This is a genomic window from Labilibaculum antarcticum, assembly GCF_002356295.1.
GTDB lineage: Bacteria > Bacteroidota > Bacteroidia > Bacteroidales > Marinifilaceae > Labilibaculum > Labilibaculum antarcticum.
On sequence record NZ_AP018042.1, the window covers coordinates 4566819 to 4583129 of the forward strand.

Genomic DNA, 16311 nt, shown 5'->3' on the forward strand with positions numbered 1-16311 from the left:
TGTTCGTTATTCAAAATAGCTAAAAGACTATTCTATAATAAGCCTTCTGTTAAAATTTAGCAGCAAGCTTTACGTTTAATTTTCTTGACGTTAGGTAATTTGGAATTGCATATTGATTCCCCGACACATCATTAATCCATAAATAGGATATCGTATTATTTATATCCAACACATTGAATACCTCAAGACTGATCCACATCGATTTAAAATGTTTCAATAATCCATTTTTACTCTTTGAGTTTTCATCGAGCAATATTTTTGAAAAGCCCAAATCTATTCTTCTGTAATTAGGCATTCGAAAGCTTTTGTCATTTTTCCCTTTTTTGGGAGTCCATACTGGTAATTTTCCTCCATAAAATAGGCTTAAATGCATTTTGTAAGATGGATTGTTTGGCAAATAATCCTGAAAAAACATCGAGAAATTTACTCGTTCGTCCGTTGGCCTTGGTAAATAACCTAGTTCATCGCCAATAATATCTTCTCCGGTTTTCATTATCGATAAGCTTGCCCACGATTCGGTTCCCGGAACAAATTCTCCATTAATTCTTAAATCTAAGCCTGTTGCGTAACCTTTTGATTTTTTATCTCCATAGTATCGAATTCGAACATTTTCAATGTCATATGGAGTGAGTGATTTGAGATTTTTGTAGTACAATTCACTCGAAAATTTGAACGGTCGATTCCATGCTTCAAAGTAATATTCCTGACCCAAAACATAGTGAATGGATTTTTGCAGGTTTAGATGATTACTTATTTGTCCATTAATAGTTAACATTTCACGAAACGATGGTGTTTGCTGATAGTAACCGGTCGAAAAGCGAAATTTAACCTTCTTTTCCCAGTTTGGAATGTAATTGACAGATGCGCGGGGAGAGAAGAAACTCTCATCATTATAATCCCAGAAATGATGTCGTAAACCGCCGGTAAATTGAAATTCGCCATTGTCATTCTGAAGTACATAGGTTCCCTGAGCAAAAGATGTGATGTGATTGCTGTTAATTTTATTGTTTGCATTTCTTGAGTAGGCAAGGGCCACTTTGCTATTGGAAACAGGAATTGCATAGCCCGCTGAATCCTGATATTGCCATTCATTTATTTGATCATCTACCTCTTCGTGTTTTCCGCCAATTCCCCATTGAAGAAATAAATTGTCGATGTTGTGATCTCCCTTTATATCTATTGTAGTAACCTTTTTGCTAAGTTTATTCCGGGCATGATCAATAAATGTTCCTACACCCAAGTTCTCAATACTTTCCGATGAACTTCCTCCTTGTGAAACAAATAAATCGCTTAGATAATATTGACCCATGATATCGAAAGTTTCTTTCTCCGTTGTTTCGTATCTGCTGGCAATTAAACGGTACAAAGCCTTGCTGTTTGGATGAAATTTTAATGTAAATGCTTGAATATTTGTTTCGTATTTGTCCTTTTCTTTGCCATCAAAATAAATTTTAAGTTGAAGGGCATTGTTTATTGTACCAAAAGAAGTATTTCTGGTTTCAGGTTTAAAATTGTAATTGTTTTCACTGAAACTTCCCCACAAATGCATGCTAAATGATGATGAAAAACGATAATTGATCATGGCCTGAACATCTGTGTAATTAGGCTTGTATTCACCCTTGGTATCCAATGAGTTGAGCAGATATTCATTTGTTTTGTATCGAAATCCAGCCATATAGCTGAGTTTGTTGTTTTTACTGCTGTTGGCAAAGTGAAAAGAGCTACCCAGTAAACTCGCCTCAGCGGAAGCTTCGAATTTGTCTGGGTTTTTGTACTTTACATCCAATACCGAAGAGAGTTTATCACCATATTTCGCATCGAATCCGCCAGAAGAAAATTGAATGGATGAGACTAAATCAGGATTAATGATGCTTAATCCTTCCTGTTGACCAGACCGAACCAAATTAGGACGGTAAATTTCAATTTCGTTGATGTAAACTAAATTTTCATCAAAATTTCCGCCACGAACTGAGTATTGTGAGCTTAATTCATTATTGGAACTAACACCGGGAAGGGTTTTAATTATTTGTTCGACGGCTCCATTTCCAGAAACAGGCAACTGCTCTAATTGCTCCGTGTTAATGGTTATGTTTTTATCTTTAATGCTTTGATTCGATTCTACAATAACTTCTTGCAGTTGTTCTTGTTTTATTTTTAAGATGGGATTGTAAACTTTTATTTCTCCTGATCTTAATTTGAAATTAGCAACAATATTTTGATAGCTTATGTGCGATATTTTTAGGATGAATGTTTGATCTGAAGGAACTTTTATCGTGTAATTTCCATTGGTGTCACTCGTGGCATAGTGAGAAAAACTTTCAATTTGAATGTTCGCTCCTGAAATAGGGTTTTGCCTGATATCAGTAATTTTTCCTTTGAGTATGGAGTTCTGTTGTGCTTTTAATTGTAGTGGAAGCAAGAAGATAAACAAAAGAATAAATCGATATGTTGATTGAACCATAATGGTAAACAGTCTGTTAAGTTTTAGGATCGAAAACTTTATTGAAAATTACTAAAATACCAAGATACAAAGCAATTCTAAATAAAGGAATAGTTTCCATAAAATATAAATAAATCAATATTTTACTTTTTTTGCCTTCGGGAGCCTATCTTTACGCATTCAATAACCCAAAATTAGATAAATATGAAAAAAGTTTATTTGGCAGGACTGGTAGTTACCCTAATAACCGTTTTATCGTCTTGTGAAAGCCTGGATCAAAAAGCAGCTAAAATTCACAATCATGCATTTACTATTGACACTCATGTGGATACTCCTTATCATTTATTAGATAAAGATTTCGATATTGCTGTTGCTCATCCGTTTGTTGAAGGAGGTAGTCGTGTTGATTTTCCCAGAATGAAAGAGGGAGGATTAGATGGAATCTTTTTTGCCGCATTTACTTCGCAAAGAGAAAGAACTTCTGAAAATATACTTGTTGCACGTAGTAAGGCAGATGAATTAATAGATTCTATTTATGCTGCCTGTCAAAAAAATAATGATTTGGCCGAAGTCGCTTTGTCTGTCGAAGATGGATATCGATTGGAAAAAGAAGGGAAAAGGGCAATTTTTATTGGCCTTGAGAATGGATTTCCAATTGGGAAGGATATTTTGGAGGTAGAAAGATATTTTAATAAGGGAGTTCGCTACATCACTTTGTGTCATACATCAAATAACGATATTTGTGATTCATCTACAGATAAAGATGGAGCTGAGTTCAATGGTTTGAGCTCATTTGGCGAAGAAGTAGTTCCTAAAATGAATGATTTGGGAATTTTAATTGATGTATCACATATTTCGGACAGCTCATTTTTTGATGTCCTGAAATTGTCTGAAACACCTGTGATTGCTTCACATTCATGTGCCAGAGCAGTATGCGATAATCCTCGAAATTTAACAGATGAAATGTTGGTGGCATTGGCTGAAAATGGCGGCGTTATACAAATGTGCATTTTAGACGATTACGTTAAAGCGCCAGATACGACTACTGTAGGTTATCAAAAAGAGCTTGACTTACACGCTCGTTATCGGAATGCGAGTAAGATGTCGAAAGAGGAGGAAGATAAATTGTGGGACGAATGGCGTCAGATGCAAATTGATTATCCAAAAGACAAACCTACCGTGGCAGATGCAGTTGACCACATCGATCATATCGTGAAATTAATTGGAATTGATCACATAGGAATTGGTACTGATTTTGATGGCGGAGGCGGTCTAAAGGATTGTGTTGATGCCAGTCAAATGATGAATATTACTAAAGAATTATTGAAGAGGAAATATTCGGAAGAAGAAATTGCTAAAATTTGGGGTGGAAACTTTATGCGCGTTTTTACGGAAGTAGAAGAGTATGCCAAGAATCAAAAAATGGCATTGAATTAGACTCTAACTGTTTTGTAACTTATTCTCTTTGTTGGCAATTTTATACATTTGCTGCGTCTAATTTTTAAAAGATTGAATTGTGAAGAAAGTATTGGTGTTGAGTGATAAGAATGAGGCCCGCTCTCAAATGGCTGAAAAATGGTTGAAGTATTATGGTAAAAGACACATTGAGGTTTGGAGTGCAGGCCTTGAGAAAGGATCAATTCACGTATTGGCGCAAAAAGCAATGGCTGAATGTATAATGGATATACCGGAATACAAATCGAAAGCAGTTTCGGAGCTTGAGCAGAATACTTTTGATTTCGTTTTGTGTTTCGATCAAAAAATGGAGAGTCGTGTTCCTGTTTTGGATGGAAATCCTGAAATTCTGTTGTATGAACTTCCTGATCCAGCCGATGTGGAGGGAGAGGAAAACATTAGATTACAGGCTTATAATGCTGTTTGCAATGCCGTTGATGACATTTGTTTTAGCTTTGTTCAGGAACATTTTCAGATTGTTAGCTGAAATTATTAATTATATTGATAAGCTGTCATCGTGTCGTTTTGAGACATAAGAAGCTTAATCTTGATTTAAATATAGGACGGGATTCAGAAATGAATCCCGTTTTTTGTTTTCGCATAAGCTCCATATTAGTATGTTTCGTTTCTTTTTCGTCTAATTTTTAATTTTGATGTTTGCTGTTCTCATCAAATTTTTCATCAGCAATAATCTTGTAAATAGTGCTTTTTTTATTGTATTAATAGTGTTGGTATTCAGTTATTAAACTTGACAAGGGGCTGGAAATTTCGTAATTTTAGTTTAGATCAAATAAGTAAAACATACGTTATTTATTACTATCAGCAGATGAAAATCCATCTTTATGAAATTGTGCGAATATGTGCTTTCAATGGAATAATGATTGCACTTCTCTAAAACCTGCCAATTACAAACCATTTCAAGTTAATTTAAATTCTATTCATTAAAAAGAGGCGAAAATGAAAAAAAACATTGGAGTTTGGTTAGATACCGAAAAAGCCTACATTATTAGTATTGAGGATAGTGGAACAAAGGTTGATAAGATTGAATCTGAGATTGAAACCAGAATGCGTTTCGAAGGAGAGACAAAAGCTTATTCGCGAATGGGGAATCAGTTTATTAATCCCGCAACAAAAATTACACATAAAAGACGTCATCAATTAAAGCATTATTTTGAAAATATTACTGGTCGTTTAAAGGACGCAGAAGAGATTTATCTATTTGGTCCAGCTGAGACTAAGGTTCATCTTGCAAAGCACATAAGCAAGGAAGCTATGCTTAAAGATCGAATTCGTAAAGTTGAATCGGAAGATCATTTAACTAAAAAACAGATGATTGCCTGTGTTAAAAAGGAGTTTGATAAGAAGTCAATTAAGGTGAATGTTCGCATTCGTCATTAGTTGTTTTATTTTTATAAAATCGTAAGGCTATTCCCATAATTTGATGTTTATAACTTAATTCTTGTTGTAAAATTCAGTTATGGGAATTTGCATTTCTTTGAGCTTCTCATTGAATATATTATCTTGCATTGAAGTACTTATTATTTTGATTCTATGATCCAACAATTAGAAATTACTTTGCCTGCTTATGGCAGAGGTTATCATCTCATCGATTCGGAGATTGCAAAGCTTTTACCTGATTTGCCTAAAGTAGGAATTCTGAATTTATTCATGAAACATACTTCGGCAGCCATAACTATTAATGAAAATGCTGATTCGTCTGTTCGCGACGATTTTGAATCTATCATGAATAATATTGTGCCTGAAAACAAACCGTATTACACTCATGTTCTTGAAGGGGCTGACGATATGCCTGCTCATGTAAAATCATCCTTAATGGGGCCTGAACTTACAATTCCAATTACTAATCACCGATTAAATTTAGGTACTTGGCAAGGAATTTATCTTTGCGAGTTTAGAAATAGAGGAGGCCGAAGAAAGCTTGTAGTTACAATATATTCGTAATGAAAAACGCCTCATTGCTGAGGCGTTTTTGCTTTATATCGTTTTGGTTTTTTCTTTTAACCAGTTTTTGTGTTTGTCATCCAGTTCGGGAGATATTATCTCGTAAACTTTCTCATGATAATTATTTAACCATTCTCTTTCTTCGGGAGTTAGAAGCTTAGTTATAATACCTTTCGTTTCGAAATGACACAAGGTGATTGTTTCAAAATTTAGGAATTCTCCAAATTGAGTTGTTTTCTCCGGGCAACAAAGAATAAGATTTTCATGACGAATTCCGTAAAATCCTTCACGGTAAAATCCCGGTTCATCGGAAGTTATCATACCGGGTAGTAAGGCCTGATCTTTAATTTCTTGTCGGATACTTTGAGGACCTTCATGAACATTCATAAAACACCCAACACCATGCCCTGTTCCGTGACCGTAATCCTTCCCACTTTTCCACAATGCCTGACGAGCCAGGATATCTAAATTGCATCCACGAGTTCCTCTGGGGAACTTAGCGAGTGCTAATTGAATCATTCCTTTTAAAACCAGAGTGAAATCAGTTTTCTCTTCTTCATTTAATTCGCCCAAGGGAATGGTTCTGGTAATATCAGTCGTTCCATCAAGGTATTGTGCTCCGGAATCAATTAGAAGTAAACTTTCCCTTTTAATTTCAACATTCGATTCAGGTGTTGTAGAGTAATGAGGATGAGCTCCATGATCTTTGTAACCAGCAATTGTTCCAAAGCTTTCGCCTTTAAAATCTTTTTGAAGAGATCTGAATTCCTTGAGTTTATCCATTACCGTAAATTCGGTAATCTTTGTTTTATCAATATTTTCTTCGAGCCAATAGTAGAAGTGAGTTAGAGCTACACCATCCTTCTTCATGGCGTTTTTCATTCCTTCTATTTCCACTTCATTTTTTAGACTTTTCAGCAGTTGTGAAGGGTTTTCTCGTTCAATAATATTGGCACTTATCGAGTTGAAAATATTTAAGTTAGTTCTGTTTGAATCTAAAAGAACATTCGAGGATCCTGCTATTTCACTCAAATCGTTAAACACTCGGGTATAATCAGCAATATAAATCTCGTCCTCGGCTAACTTTTGAATCAATTCATTAGAAATTTGACCTTCATTAAGGTAAAGGGTCGCCGATTCGACTCCTATTATGGCATAGGCCAAGGCAAGGGGATTGTAATCGACATCATTACCTCTGATATTGAATATCCAGGCTACATCATCTAAACTACCTACAAAATGGAAGTTGCATTCAAATTCTTCCATTTGTTTGCGGATATTCAGCAATTTACTATATCGGGTCTGACCTGAATAGCAAACTTCATGATCATAAATTGGCTTGGTAGGGAGTTCTGGCCGATTTTCCCAAATTTCATTAACAAGGTCGAATTCTTCCTCGATATTAATTCCTAAATCGCCTAATTTGTGTTTTAACTCTCTGGTTTGCGCAACAGAGAAACAGGTTCCGTCAAATCCAACATTTGGTTTTATAGGTAGCTCATCGGATAACCATTCGTTTTGAGTAGGAGTTCCTGCAGTTCCCATTCTGAAGAGTTTAATTCCACTACCAGCTAATTGGGTTTCCGCTTGAAGAAAATATCTGGAATCGGTCCACAAACCCGCTTTTTCCTGGGTTACGACAAGTGTTCCTGCCGAGCCGGTAAATCCAGATAACCATTGACGTGTGCTCCATCTGTCGGGAACGTATTCGCTCATGTGAGGATCTGAACTGGTTATAATGTAGGCATGAATATTTTTTTCATGTAATAAAGAACGCAAGGCGTTTACTCTGTTAGCAAAAGTCATTTTTAAGTTTCTTATTGTTTGCAGGCTAAAAATACAACATTATGAATTGTAATGGTCGAAAATGAGACATATTTTCTTGAATTAGCCTTTTTTAATTAAAAAATTCCCCCTTTGCATGACAAAGAGGGATGATATATTGTTTAGTCAATTACTTATTTAAGACTTACATTGCCGTACTGACTGTTAATTGTAACTTTTCCTTTTGGAGTCGTTGACGTTCCAACAACCACTTTCAGGGAAGTTTCGGCATTGTTCACTATTTTCTCAATTACCTGAGCATTTTCGGGATAGCTGATGCCACAATATTTTGTTTCTGCATCCAATGAATAGTTAGCACCTTCTTCTATCGCTATTCTACTGGCAACATATTGATTATCAATTTTAATGGTTTCAAATTCTTTTGAGACATTGTCGACCTTGCAATTTCCGTAACGAAGATTTAATTCCAAATTTTTATTTACATTTTCAATTTTAAAGTCGGAATATTGCCCCATCGTAACTATAAAAGTGTTGGTGTTTACAATATCAAAAGCATCGTATTTACTGTCAGCAATAAGGGTATTATTGTTGTCAAGATGTAATTTTGAGTAACGGCTCACCACAACTAAGGCCTTGCTTGTGCCAATATTCATTTTCGAATACTTAAGAGTTAATTTGGTACGGTTACATTCGTTTATCGTTGCTTTGGCATAGCTAAGGTTAATGGTGCTAACAGGTTTATCTTCAGGGTAAAGAAAGCTTTCGCCTTGAAGGTTTCCGTAGCTCAAATTAATATTGGCTTTAGCACGTAGCGCATTAATGTAAATATTCCCAAATTTATTAGTAAGATCCAGTTGGGTATAATCAGGCATAAATATCTCGTAATCAATACTGAATTTGTTACCTGTTTTGAATTGATGCGACATTTCAGTTAAGGCTGTAATTTCATTCCCCATTTTGTAGAGCCTTATGTCGATACTCTTGAAGAGCGATTTGGCTTTTTCTTCGCTGGATGTTTCTAATGTTATAGTAACGTTAATAGATACAGAATCACGATCCCAATTCTTAATGTTTACATCGCCGTATTTATTATTGATACTAAATTCAGTGCCTTGCGAGGCAGGGAATACTTCTTTAATTTGTTTCTCGAAGTCATCTAATGCTAAGGCATTTGTTGTGAAACCGAGAAGTACAACAAATAAGAAAGCGGAAAATTTAAATTTTAATGTCTTCATAGTCTTTTTATTTACGGGTATGATTTTTTTAGTTTTTATTATATTGTCTTAACCTACACTGCTGTATTAAGATTGTTTTTGGTTTGTTTTTTTATCTGATACAATTGTTCAATTATACGATTTAAAATACTTGTCTTAACCTGATAATATTCAATCATTGCTTGAATAATTCTGTCATCATCCGGATGTAGTTCAAGCTCTTTTTTTAGCTGTGAATATCGTTCATCCATATCTTTTAATTCTTCTTGCAGGATACTTTGATGCTGTTCTTTATTAAAACTCCCAAGTTTTTTCAACATGCCAAGCTGACTGTTTATATTAGCAGTGTAGAATAATTCAACCTCTCTGTATTCAGGAGATATTCCTCCCAAGCCTAACTGATTATCCTCTAAATTGCGAATCTGGTATCCAATCAGTCCCGAAAAGATTACAAAAGTAACTATTACAGCCACTTTTAAAAAGTTTGGGATACTTTCAAACACATTTTTTTTCTTCTGATGATTTAACTTCTCAAGAAAATTTTCGAAATGACCATCCTGAGGTTCATTATCATCAAATTGATCTTTGTGATTTCTTAAAATTTCTTCTAATTCTTTCATACTTACAAATGTTAGTATGTAACCTTCTTTTCATCTTCTTTATTCGTTACGCCAACTGATCTTTTAGCTTATCAAGTTGATAAATGAAAGAGAATGGTTCATAGCAATTTTTGGTTTTCTTTTTCCGAAATTATCTGAATTAGTTTTTTCTTCGCTCGTAAGAATTGTGATCGGGAAGTGGAGGCAGTAATGTTAAGAATGCTTCCTATTTCTTCATGATCATACCCTTCAATCAAATACAGACTCAAAATAATTCGGTAGCCTGTTGGTAGCAGGTCTATTCCTTTTTTTATACTATTAATTTGTTCTTCAGAATATGTAACGCTTTGGTTTTCCTCTTCTTCCGATAATTTATACAGCTCATTGTCGAGAGGAAATAATTCCAATTTTTTCTTTTTTAAACTATCCAAAGAACGGTTTACAACTATTCTTTTTAGCCAGGCACCAAAACTAACCTCACCTTTGTATTTTTTAATGTTTCTGAAGGCAGATAAAAATGCTTCTTGCATAATATCTTCTGCTTCTCTTGCATCTTTTACAATTCGTAAAGATGTGTTATACATTGCTTTGTAGTATAACTTATAGATTTTGAACTGGGCTTTGGGGTCATTTTTTCCACAAAGCTCAATTAGGTCCTGGTGAATGTTCTTGTACGATGAGCTCATTAATCAATTTCTATTCTAATGACGAATGCGGAAAGCATGCGTTGCATGCATATTGAAATTATACCATTAAATATAGGTAAAATGTTTAAAAAGGAGAGGCTAATTAATCATTATATAAAATGAGAAAACCACCGAAGTCATTTGGTGGTTTGTAAGTGATCCCTCTGGAATTCAAATCCATAATCCCCAAGATTAAAAGTGTTGGGCTCTGCCAGCTGAGCCAAGGGATTTTTTTCTTAAGAATATTAAATTTACGGAAAAATGAAAACTGGAAAACTTCATTTTGATCCTGTTTTTTTTTGATTCCAATTTGTTAATTAAAGATCAGCCTTTGCCTATCCATTATAAGAATTACGTACCTTTATAGCTCACTTTGATAATTTATATCATATAAATTAGGAACATGATATTTGCAAACAATAAAATTCTTGCATTTGTATTTTTGCTGATCACACAAAGCGTGTTTGGACAAATGCAACTGAAATTAACTGTTGAAATGCCCAATTGTAAGAACGAAGAGTTTTTACTTTTGCAAGGCGATGAAGGAGGGACGTTCGTTATTGACAAAACGGATGTAAGTGAAAATGGAATCCTGTCTTTTTCGTGGGAAGGTAATTATGGTTTCTACAGACTTTTGGGTGAGAATGAAAAAATTGATTTTATGATTTCCACTCCTGATTTTCACTTCTCCTTAGAAGGGAAACCAGAAGGGGGAGTGCTTCGTTTTCCTGATAATGATAAAAATAATAAGTTCCATTATTACCTTTCAGTATTTGAAGCGTTGAATCGAAATATTGAGGATTTAAGAGAAAAACTGAATGCTTTAAATAAAAGAGATTCATCATATAAAGAGTTGCGCTCCCAGTTTAAAAATGTGCAAAAAGAGAAGAAAGTTTTAGTAAAAGATTTGTGGCGATCTCATATCGACGAATGGCCGGCACGCATGGCATTGGCTCAACAAGAATTAATGCCTGATTTTAAACTAAAAGGAAAGGATTACGATGATTATCTTCAGAAGCATTTTTTTGATTACTTCACTTTTTCAGATTCAGTATTGCAAGCAACGCCAATTTATTATGAAAAAATTGGAAAGTTTTTAAAAGCACAACACATTGATGATCTGATAAAAGCAGAAAGCTATGAAAAGATAAAAGAAGTAATTAATAAATTGTTTTGGCTAACCGAATTGGAGCCTACTTCTCAAAAATATCTGGCGAATTATTTAATGAATCGTTATTCTGAAAAAGATCATCCTGAAATTTACCATGTAACAGTGGATGCCTACAAAGTGATGAATACCTGTGAATACGTTATGGGCAATAAGGTGATACAAAACAGAATGCAGAATTCATATCTGAACAATACCGGGTGGGTGGTTCCTGATGTGCCGCTAAACAATTCTTTAGATGGTAAAATTCAATCATTATCAGATGTTAATAGTGATTTAACTCTACTGATAATTTGGTCGGGGAGTTGTATTCATAGTAGAGAGATGCTGGAGCGTATTAACGATTTGTATCCGGAATATCATGAATTAGGTTTGGAGGTTGTAGCAGTATCACTTGATAATAATTTGAATTATTGGCAACAAATGGTTTCTCAAAACTATTACCCTTGGGTAAATGCGTGCGATACCGATGGTTTAAATGGCGTAACGGCTGAACAATTTAATATTTACGTGACTCCAAGTATGTTTCTGATTGATCCAAGTCTGAAAACAGTTGCTGTTCCTCAAACCTTCTTCCAATTGGAAAAAGAATTGATGGAGTTTTTTAAGTAGGAGAGTGTGGTGGCGGTTTTACATCCATTTAATTCCAAAAAATCTGTTTGAAATATCAGCTCGTCATGCTCTGCCTATTTAAATAGACTCCGCGCATTTTCTTTGGTATTTCACTCATTTTATTATTGCTTTATATCGTTTATTTTGCTTGTCCATAAGGTTGACAATATGCACAGTGCGGACGCTTTATTAATACAAATTAGGTTCAAATTCGCTCGTAAACCGCATTGGGTATATTGTGGGGTAGTGGCTGGCATTCATTCATAATCCTCAATGAATTTTATCAACTGTTGATAATCTGTTATCCTTATTAAATCAGTTCGGTGACTGTTAAATATTAACTTATCGTACAAAATTGCTTTTATTCCTAATTCTTTAGCTGCTTGTATTTCTGAATTTGGGTCATCACCTACTACTATCAACTCATTGGGTTGATACTGATGTCTTTCCATAATTTCAGCAAAAACTTCCTTTTTTGTTCTATTGTCCTTTTGTGGGTCTATGATGTAAATTTCATTGAAATCTTCTTTTATTCCCAAATTTTTGACTTTCCCTTCTTGCATTTTTGTAAATCCGACTGTCACCAAAAATTTATCACAATCTAATTGTTTTGTGGAAATATAATCTTCAAATGGGGTCATTCCCATATCAGCGGTCAATTCCTTAAGTATTTCAAATCCTTTTTTAATCAATGTTTCGGAAAGTTGATATTCTGAAGCAACCTTTTGAAATGGTTTTCTCATAATATCTTTTTTTATACTTTCAATTTTATCATGTAAGTCAGGGTCATTCTGAAATAGATTAAATAATGGTTCAAATAATTTATCACCAATAGAATATACTGAATAAATCGTGTTGTCTAAATCAAAGATTATTGCTTTTAATTTCATGTGTTTTTTTATTCGTTTTTTATTTGTCATATGGAACTTACCATATAATCACCTCCCTGTGTGTAGAAAGCTTTATACATGGACGTTTCATATGCTATTTTGTATTTTCACCTTGCTTGCCACTAAGGGCAGTTTCTCTAAAAACTCATCAGGCTACTCGTTTAGTCTTTAAATATAGCGGTTTTAAGCATGCCTGAAAATTGAAAATGCTTTTATTTGGAAATAGAATTGAGGTTCTTTCTTGGGTCACTTTTGCCTCTGAAAACACCTTTAATGTAAGGCTAGTGCGATGGCTATGCTCACTAGTGAAATCTTTTGAGATGAAAACAAAAAAAAGCTACAGATTACTCCACAGCTTTATAATATTTTCAAAACAAATCCATTTTAGGAACTTCATTTCCTAGCATTCCCTTTGCTGAAAGTTACCCAAATTAAATTATTACTCATAAAATAGCAATTTTGTCATCGGAACCATCAACCCATCGTACCTATTGGGCAGTTCCTGCCACACGAACGTTTAGTTCGTTATAAGCAGTTTTGTCATTCTTCATTCGGATTTATTAAAAGGTAGTGTGAATTTGAAATCACTACCTTTGCCTAATTCACTCTCAGTCCAAATATTTCCACCATGTTTTTTAACGAATTCTTTGCAAAGGATTAAACCTAAACCAGAACCTTTTTCTTTTGCTGTGCCAATTGTGCTTGAATTTGAAGATATCTTAAAAAGCTCTTTACGTTTTTCTTCATTCATACCAACACCATTATCCGAAATGGTTATCTCAACCCAATCTTTTGTTAAAATTGCAAAGACACGTATTTCTCCTCCAGGTTTTGTGAATTTAATTGCATTGGAAATAAGATTCCTTAAAATTATTTTCAGCATATCTTCATCTGCATAAACTTCAATTTCATCTGCAGTGAAATAATTTAAAGAGATGTTTTTAGCATTTGCTATTGTTTTTTCAAGTTTTAAAACTTCCAGAATGATATTTGAAAAAACTATTTTTTCTGGCTTGAAACTAATTTTTCCAGTTTGAGATTTTGCCCAGTTTAATAAGTTATCCAGCAGAGTAAGCGTGTTGTTAGCCGACGAATTTATAACGTTTAAATACTTTTCAGATTCAGTAAATGATGTATCATTTACTTTTTCAATTAACAATTCGGAAAATCCTATAATGTTGTTAAAAGGGCTTCGTAAATCGTGTGCTATAATTGAAAAAAACTTGTCTTTAGTTGCATTTAATTCTTTTAATTTTCTTTCACTTTCAATTAACGCTAATTCAGATCTTTTCCTTTCACTTATATCTCTTGCTAAGCCTGTTGCTCCAATAATCTTATTCCTATCATTTTTAATCGGATTAAAAAAACTTTCGTAATAAGCAAGATTTTCGGTCCCATACATCCTAACATTTGAATGAGTTTCGCCCCTCAACGCTCGGTCGTAATTGTCTTTGGCTATTGCCCTATCTTCATCAGAGCTTATGCAATCCAGAATATTCATTCCAACTTCGATTTCCTTTCCATAGGCATGTTTCATTACTTTAGCATGAGCCGAATTGAAGTACAGATAGTGATAATCTTTATCGATAGAGAAAAGTATTGTGTTACTTTGGCTTTCTAAACTGGACTTTAGTAGCAACTGTGAATCGATCAATGCCTTTTCAGTTTGCTTGCGTTTAGTGATGTCTTTTCCGAAAAACAATGCTCCAATTATTTCTTCGTCAACAACTATCGGATTCATAAATACTTCAATGTATAGTGAAGTATTCTCAGTATTAATATTGTCGATAAATGAAAACGATTCATTACTCAGGGCTCTGTCATATCGTAATTTCCAGACTTCTCTAAAAGGTTTAGGAAGTGACAAAAGAAGGTTTATTCCTGTCTTAAGATAAATTCCGAACCCCTCATGAAAAGCAGAAACAAAAACACTGTTAGCATATAGAATTTCATATGCCGAATTTATTGCCCATACACTATCTGTTGTATTCTCAAAGATGGATGCTAAATTTAGTTTACTCAAAACTTTAAGCTTTCTATTGTCAGTATTCTCAAAATCTTGATTTTCCATTTTTTGATGTGATATATCATTAATTTTTTAAAATTGCTTGGGACGGCAGTTTGTCTAAAAACTCATAAGGCTATTCGTTTAGTGTTTAAATATAGCGGTTTTAAGCATACATGAAAAATGAAAATGCTTTTATTTGAAAATAGAATTGAGGTTCTTAAATCTGGGGCCCTTTTAACTCTAACAGCACCATTAATTCAAGGCTAGTGCGATAACTGTGCTCATTAGTAAAATCTTGTGATATGAATAGATAAAAAAAGCTGTAGATTACTCCGCAGCTTTACAATATTTTCAAAATCAATCCATTTTAGGAACTTTATTTCCTAGCATTCCCTTTGCTAAAAGTTCCTCAAATTAGTTCATTCCCCATAAACTAGAAATTCGATGACCGAAACCATCAAACTACCTTACCTATTGGGCCGTTTTTGCCATGCGAAGGCTTAGTTGTATTATTATGTTTTCAATTCTATAGTGTTTCTTGTCATTTAATTAGTATTAGTGCTAACAAGTGGCTAAAATGCGATGCATCTTATATCACTTATCTGTGCGTGTTTGTAAGTTGTTGTTATGTCCTGAAAGGACAAAATATAATAGCGATGGATTTTAATCCATCGAATAGGCGACCATCGAAAAAGGAATAGCCCTGAAAGGGCGAAATATTAATCCCAGATGTATCTCTCGTCATAATCGACCTTGTATTTTTTAAGAAAAGCACGGTATTCATCTTGAAAACTATGCTTCTTGTGATGCTGATGCTGGTTCTGTATATAGTCTCGAATGACATCCACCTCAGTTGGGTTTACCGAGAAGGCACCATAACCATCTTGCCAGTAAAAATGCGCCAATTCAGAGCTCTGCATTTTCATCCATCTCGACGATGATGTTTTGATGCGTTTGATAAGTTCTACCAAACTACTGTTTTTTGATAACATACAAAGTAGGTGAATATGATCGACATGACCTCCTACTATTAATATGGGACAACTAAGCTCATTACATGTTTTACCAAGATAGGCGTGCAGCTTTTCTTCGTGTGGGGAATGTATGAGCGCCTCACGATGTTTTGTGCTGAATACGATGTGAAGGTAGTTTTGTACTAATGATTGTCCCATGATTATTTTATTTCGCCCTTTCAGGGCTTGTTTATTGGTCTTACTTCCCCGATGGGATAAATCCCATCGTTATTATATATCATTCCTTCGGAATTTGTCAATTCGCCTGCAAAGGCTTTATGTATTTTTTTTAGTAGTTCTACTAAATGCATTTTCATTCACAGAATAGGTATTTGTAAGTTGTTGTTATGTCCTGAAAGGACAAAATATAATAGAGATGGATTTTAATCCATCGAATAGGCGACCATCGAAAAAGGAATAGCCCTGAAAGGGCGGTATATAAATCCTATCCAAACTATATATCATACCTTCGGAATTTG

13 protein-coding genes are annotated in these 16311 nt (G+C 34.3%); 5 read left to right on the forward strand and 8 right to left on the reverse strand.

Annotation, left to right across the window (positions count from 1 at the left end):
* Nucleotides 1-49: 49 nt before the first annotated feature.
* Nucleotides 50-2461 carry a TonB-dependent receptor gene (locus ALGA_RS18180; protein WP_096431636.1) on the reverse strand — a complete coding sequence of 804 codons (2412 nt, stop codon included), beginning with the start codon at nt 2459-2461 and terminating at the stop codon, nt 50-52.
* Nucleotides 2462-2644: 183 nt separating this feature from the next.
* Here ALGA_RS18180 and ALGA_RS18185 point away from each other — a divergent pair, with 183 nt between their 5' ends.
* The 4 genes from ALGA_RS18185 to ALGA_RS18200 all read left to right on the forward strand — a co-directional run bounded on the left by ALGA_RS18185 (nt 2645) and on the right by ALGA_RS18200 (nt 5857).
* Complete coding sequence (locus ALGA_RS18185) at nt 2645-3877, forward strand: dipeptidase (protein WP_096431638.1); 1233 nt, start codon at nt 2645-2647, stop codon at nt 3875-3877.
* 79 nt (nt 3878-3956) lie between these two features.
* Entirely contained in the window at nt 3957-4382 is a 426-nt protein-coding gene (locus ALGA_RS18190; protein WP_096431640.1) for an arsenate reductase/protein-tyrosine-phosphatase family protein, read from the forward strand.
* Nucleotides 4383-4852: 470 nt separating this feature from the next.
* Nucleotides 4853-5293: a hypothetical protein gene (locus tag ALGA_RS18195; protein ID WP_096431642.1), complete on the forward strand. Its 441-nt coding sequence runs from the start codon at nt 4853-4855 to the stop codon at nt 5291-5293.
* A gap of 153 nt (nt 5294-5446) precedes the next feature.
* Nucleotides 5447-5857: a secondary thiamine-phosphate synthase enzyme YjbQ gene (locus ALGA_RS18200; protein WP_096431643.1), complete on the forward strand. Its 411-nt coding sequence runs from the start codon at nt 5447-5449 to the stop codon at nt 5855-5857.
* Between the two features lie 33 nt (nt 5858-5890).
* Here the strand turns inward: ALGA_RS18200 and ALGA_RS18205 are convergent, their stop codons facing one another.
* The 4 genes from ALGA_RS18205 to ALGA_RS18220 all read right to left on the reverse strand — a co-directional run bounded on the left by ALGA_RS18205 (nt 5891) and on the right by ALGA_RS18220 (nt 10141).
* Nucleotides 5891-7663 (reverse strand): aminopeptidase P family protein, encoded by a 1773-nt coding sequence (locus ALGA_RS18205; protein ID WP_096431645.1) that lies wholly within the window; start codon nt 7661-7663, stop codon nt 5891-5893.
* A 152-nt stretch (nt 7664-7815) separates the two neighbouring features.
* On the reverse strand, nt 7816-8877 hold the full coding sequence (locus tag ALGA_RS18210) for a hypothetical protein (RefSeq protein ID WP_096431647.1): 1062 nt from the start codon (nt 8875-8877) through the stop codon (nt 7816-7818).
* 53 nt (nt 8878-8930) lie between these two features.
* On the reverse strand, nt 8931-9476 hold the full coding sequence (locus ALGA_RS18215; protein ID WP_096431649.1) for a hypothetical protein: 546 nt from the start codon (nt 9474-9476) through the stop codon (nt 8931-8933).
* A gap of 98 nt (nt 9477-9574) precedes the next feature.
* Nucleotides 9575-10141, reverse strand: a complete 567-nt coding sequence (locus ALGA_RS18220) for an RNA polymerase sigma factor (protein WP_096431651.1) — start codon at nt 10139-10141, stop codon at nt 9575-9577.
* A 403-nt stretch (nt 10142-10544) separates the two neighbouring features.
* Between ALGA_RS18220 and ALGA_RS18230 the strand changes: the two genes are divergently transcribed.
* Nucleotides 10545-11921 (forward strand): thioredoxin-like domain-containing protein, encoded by a 1377-nt coding sequence (locus ALGA_RS18230; protein ID WP_096431653.1) that lies wholly within the window; start codon nt 10545-10547, stop codon nt 11919-11921.
* Between the two features lie 257 nt (nt 11922-12178).
* On the opposite strand, the gene ALGA_RS18235 is transcribed toward ALGA_RS18230, so the two are convergent.
* The 3 genes from ALGA_RS18235 to tnpA all read right to left on the reverse strand — a co-directional run bounded on the left by ALGA_RS18235 (nt 12179) and on the right by tnpA (nt 15991).
* Nucleotides 12179-12811, reverse strand: a complete 633-nt coding sequence (locus ALGA_RS18235; RefSeq protein WP_096431655.1) for an HAD family hydrolase — start codon at nt 12809-12811, stop codon at nt 12179-12181.
* A gap of 547 nt (nt 12812-13358) precedes the next feature.
* Complete coding sequence (locus ALGA_RS18240; RefSeq protein WP_096431657.1) at nt 13359-14882, reverse strand: sensor histidine kinase; 1524 nt, start codon at nt 14880-14882, stop codon at nt 13359-13361.
* 656 nt (nt 14883-15538) lie between these two features.
* Nucleotides 15539-15991, reverse strand: a complete 453-nt coding sequence (gene tnpA / locus ALGA_RS18245) for an IS200/IS605 family transposase (RefSeq protein WP_096431659.1) — start codon at nt 15989-15991, stop codon at nt 15539-15541.
* Nucleotides 15992-16311: the final 320 nt, after the last annotated feature.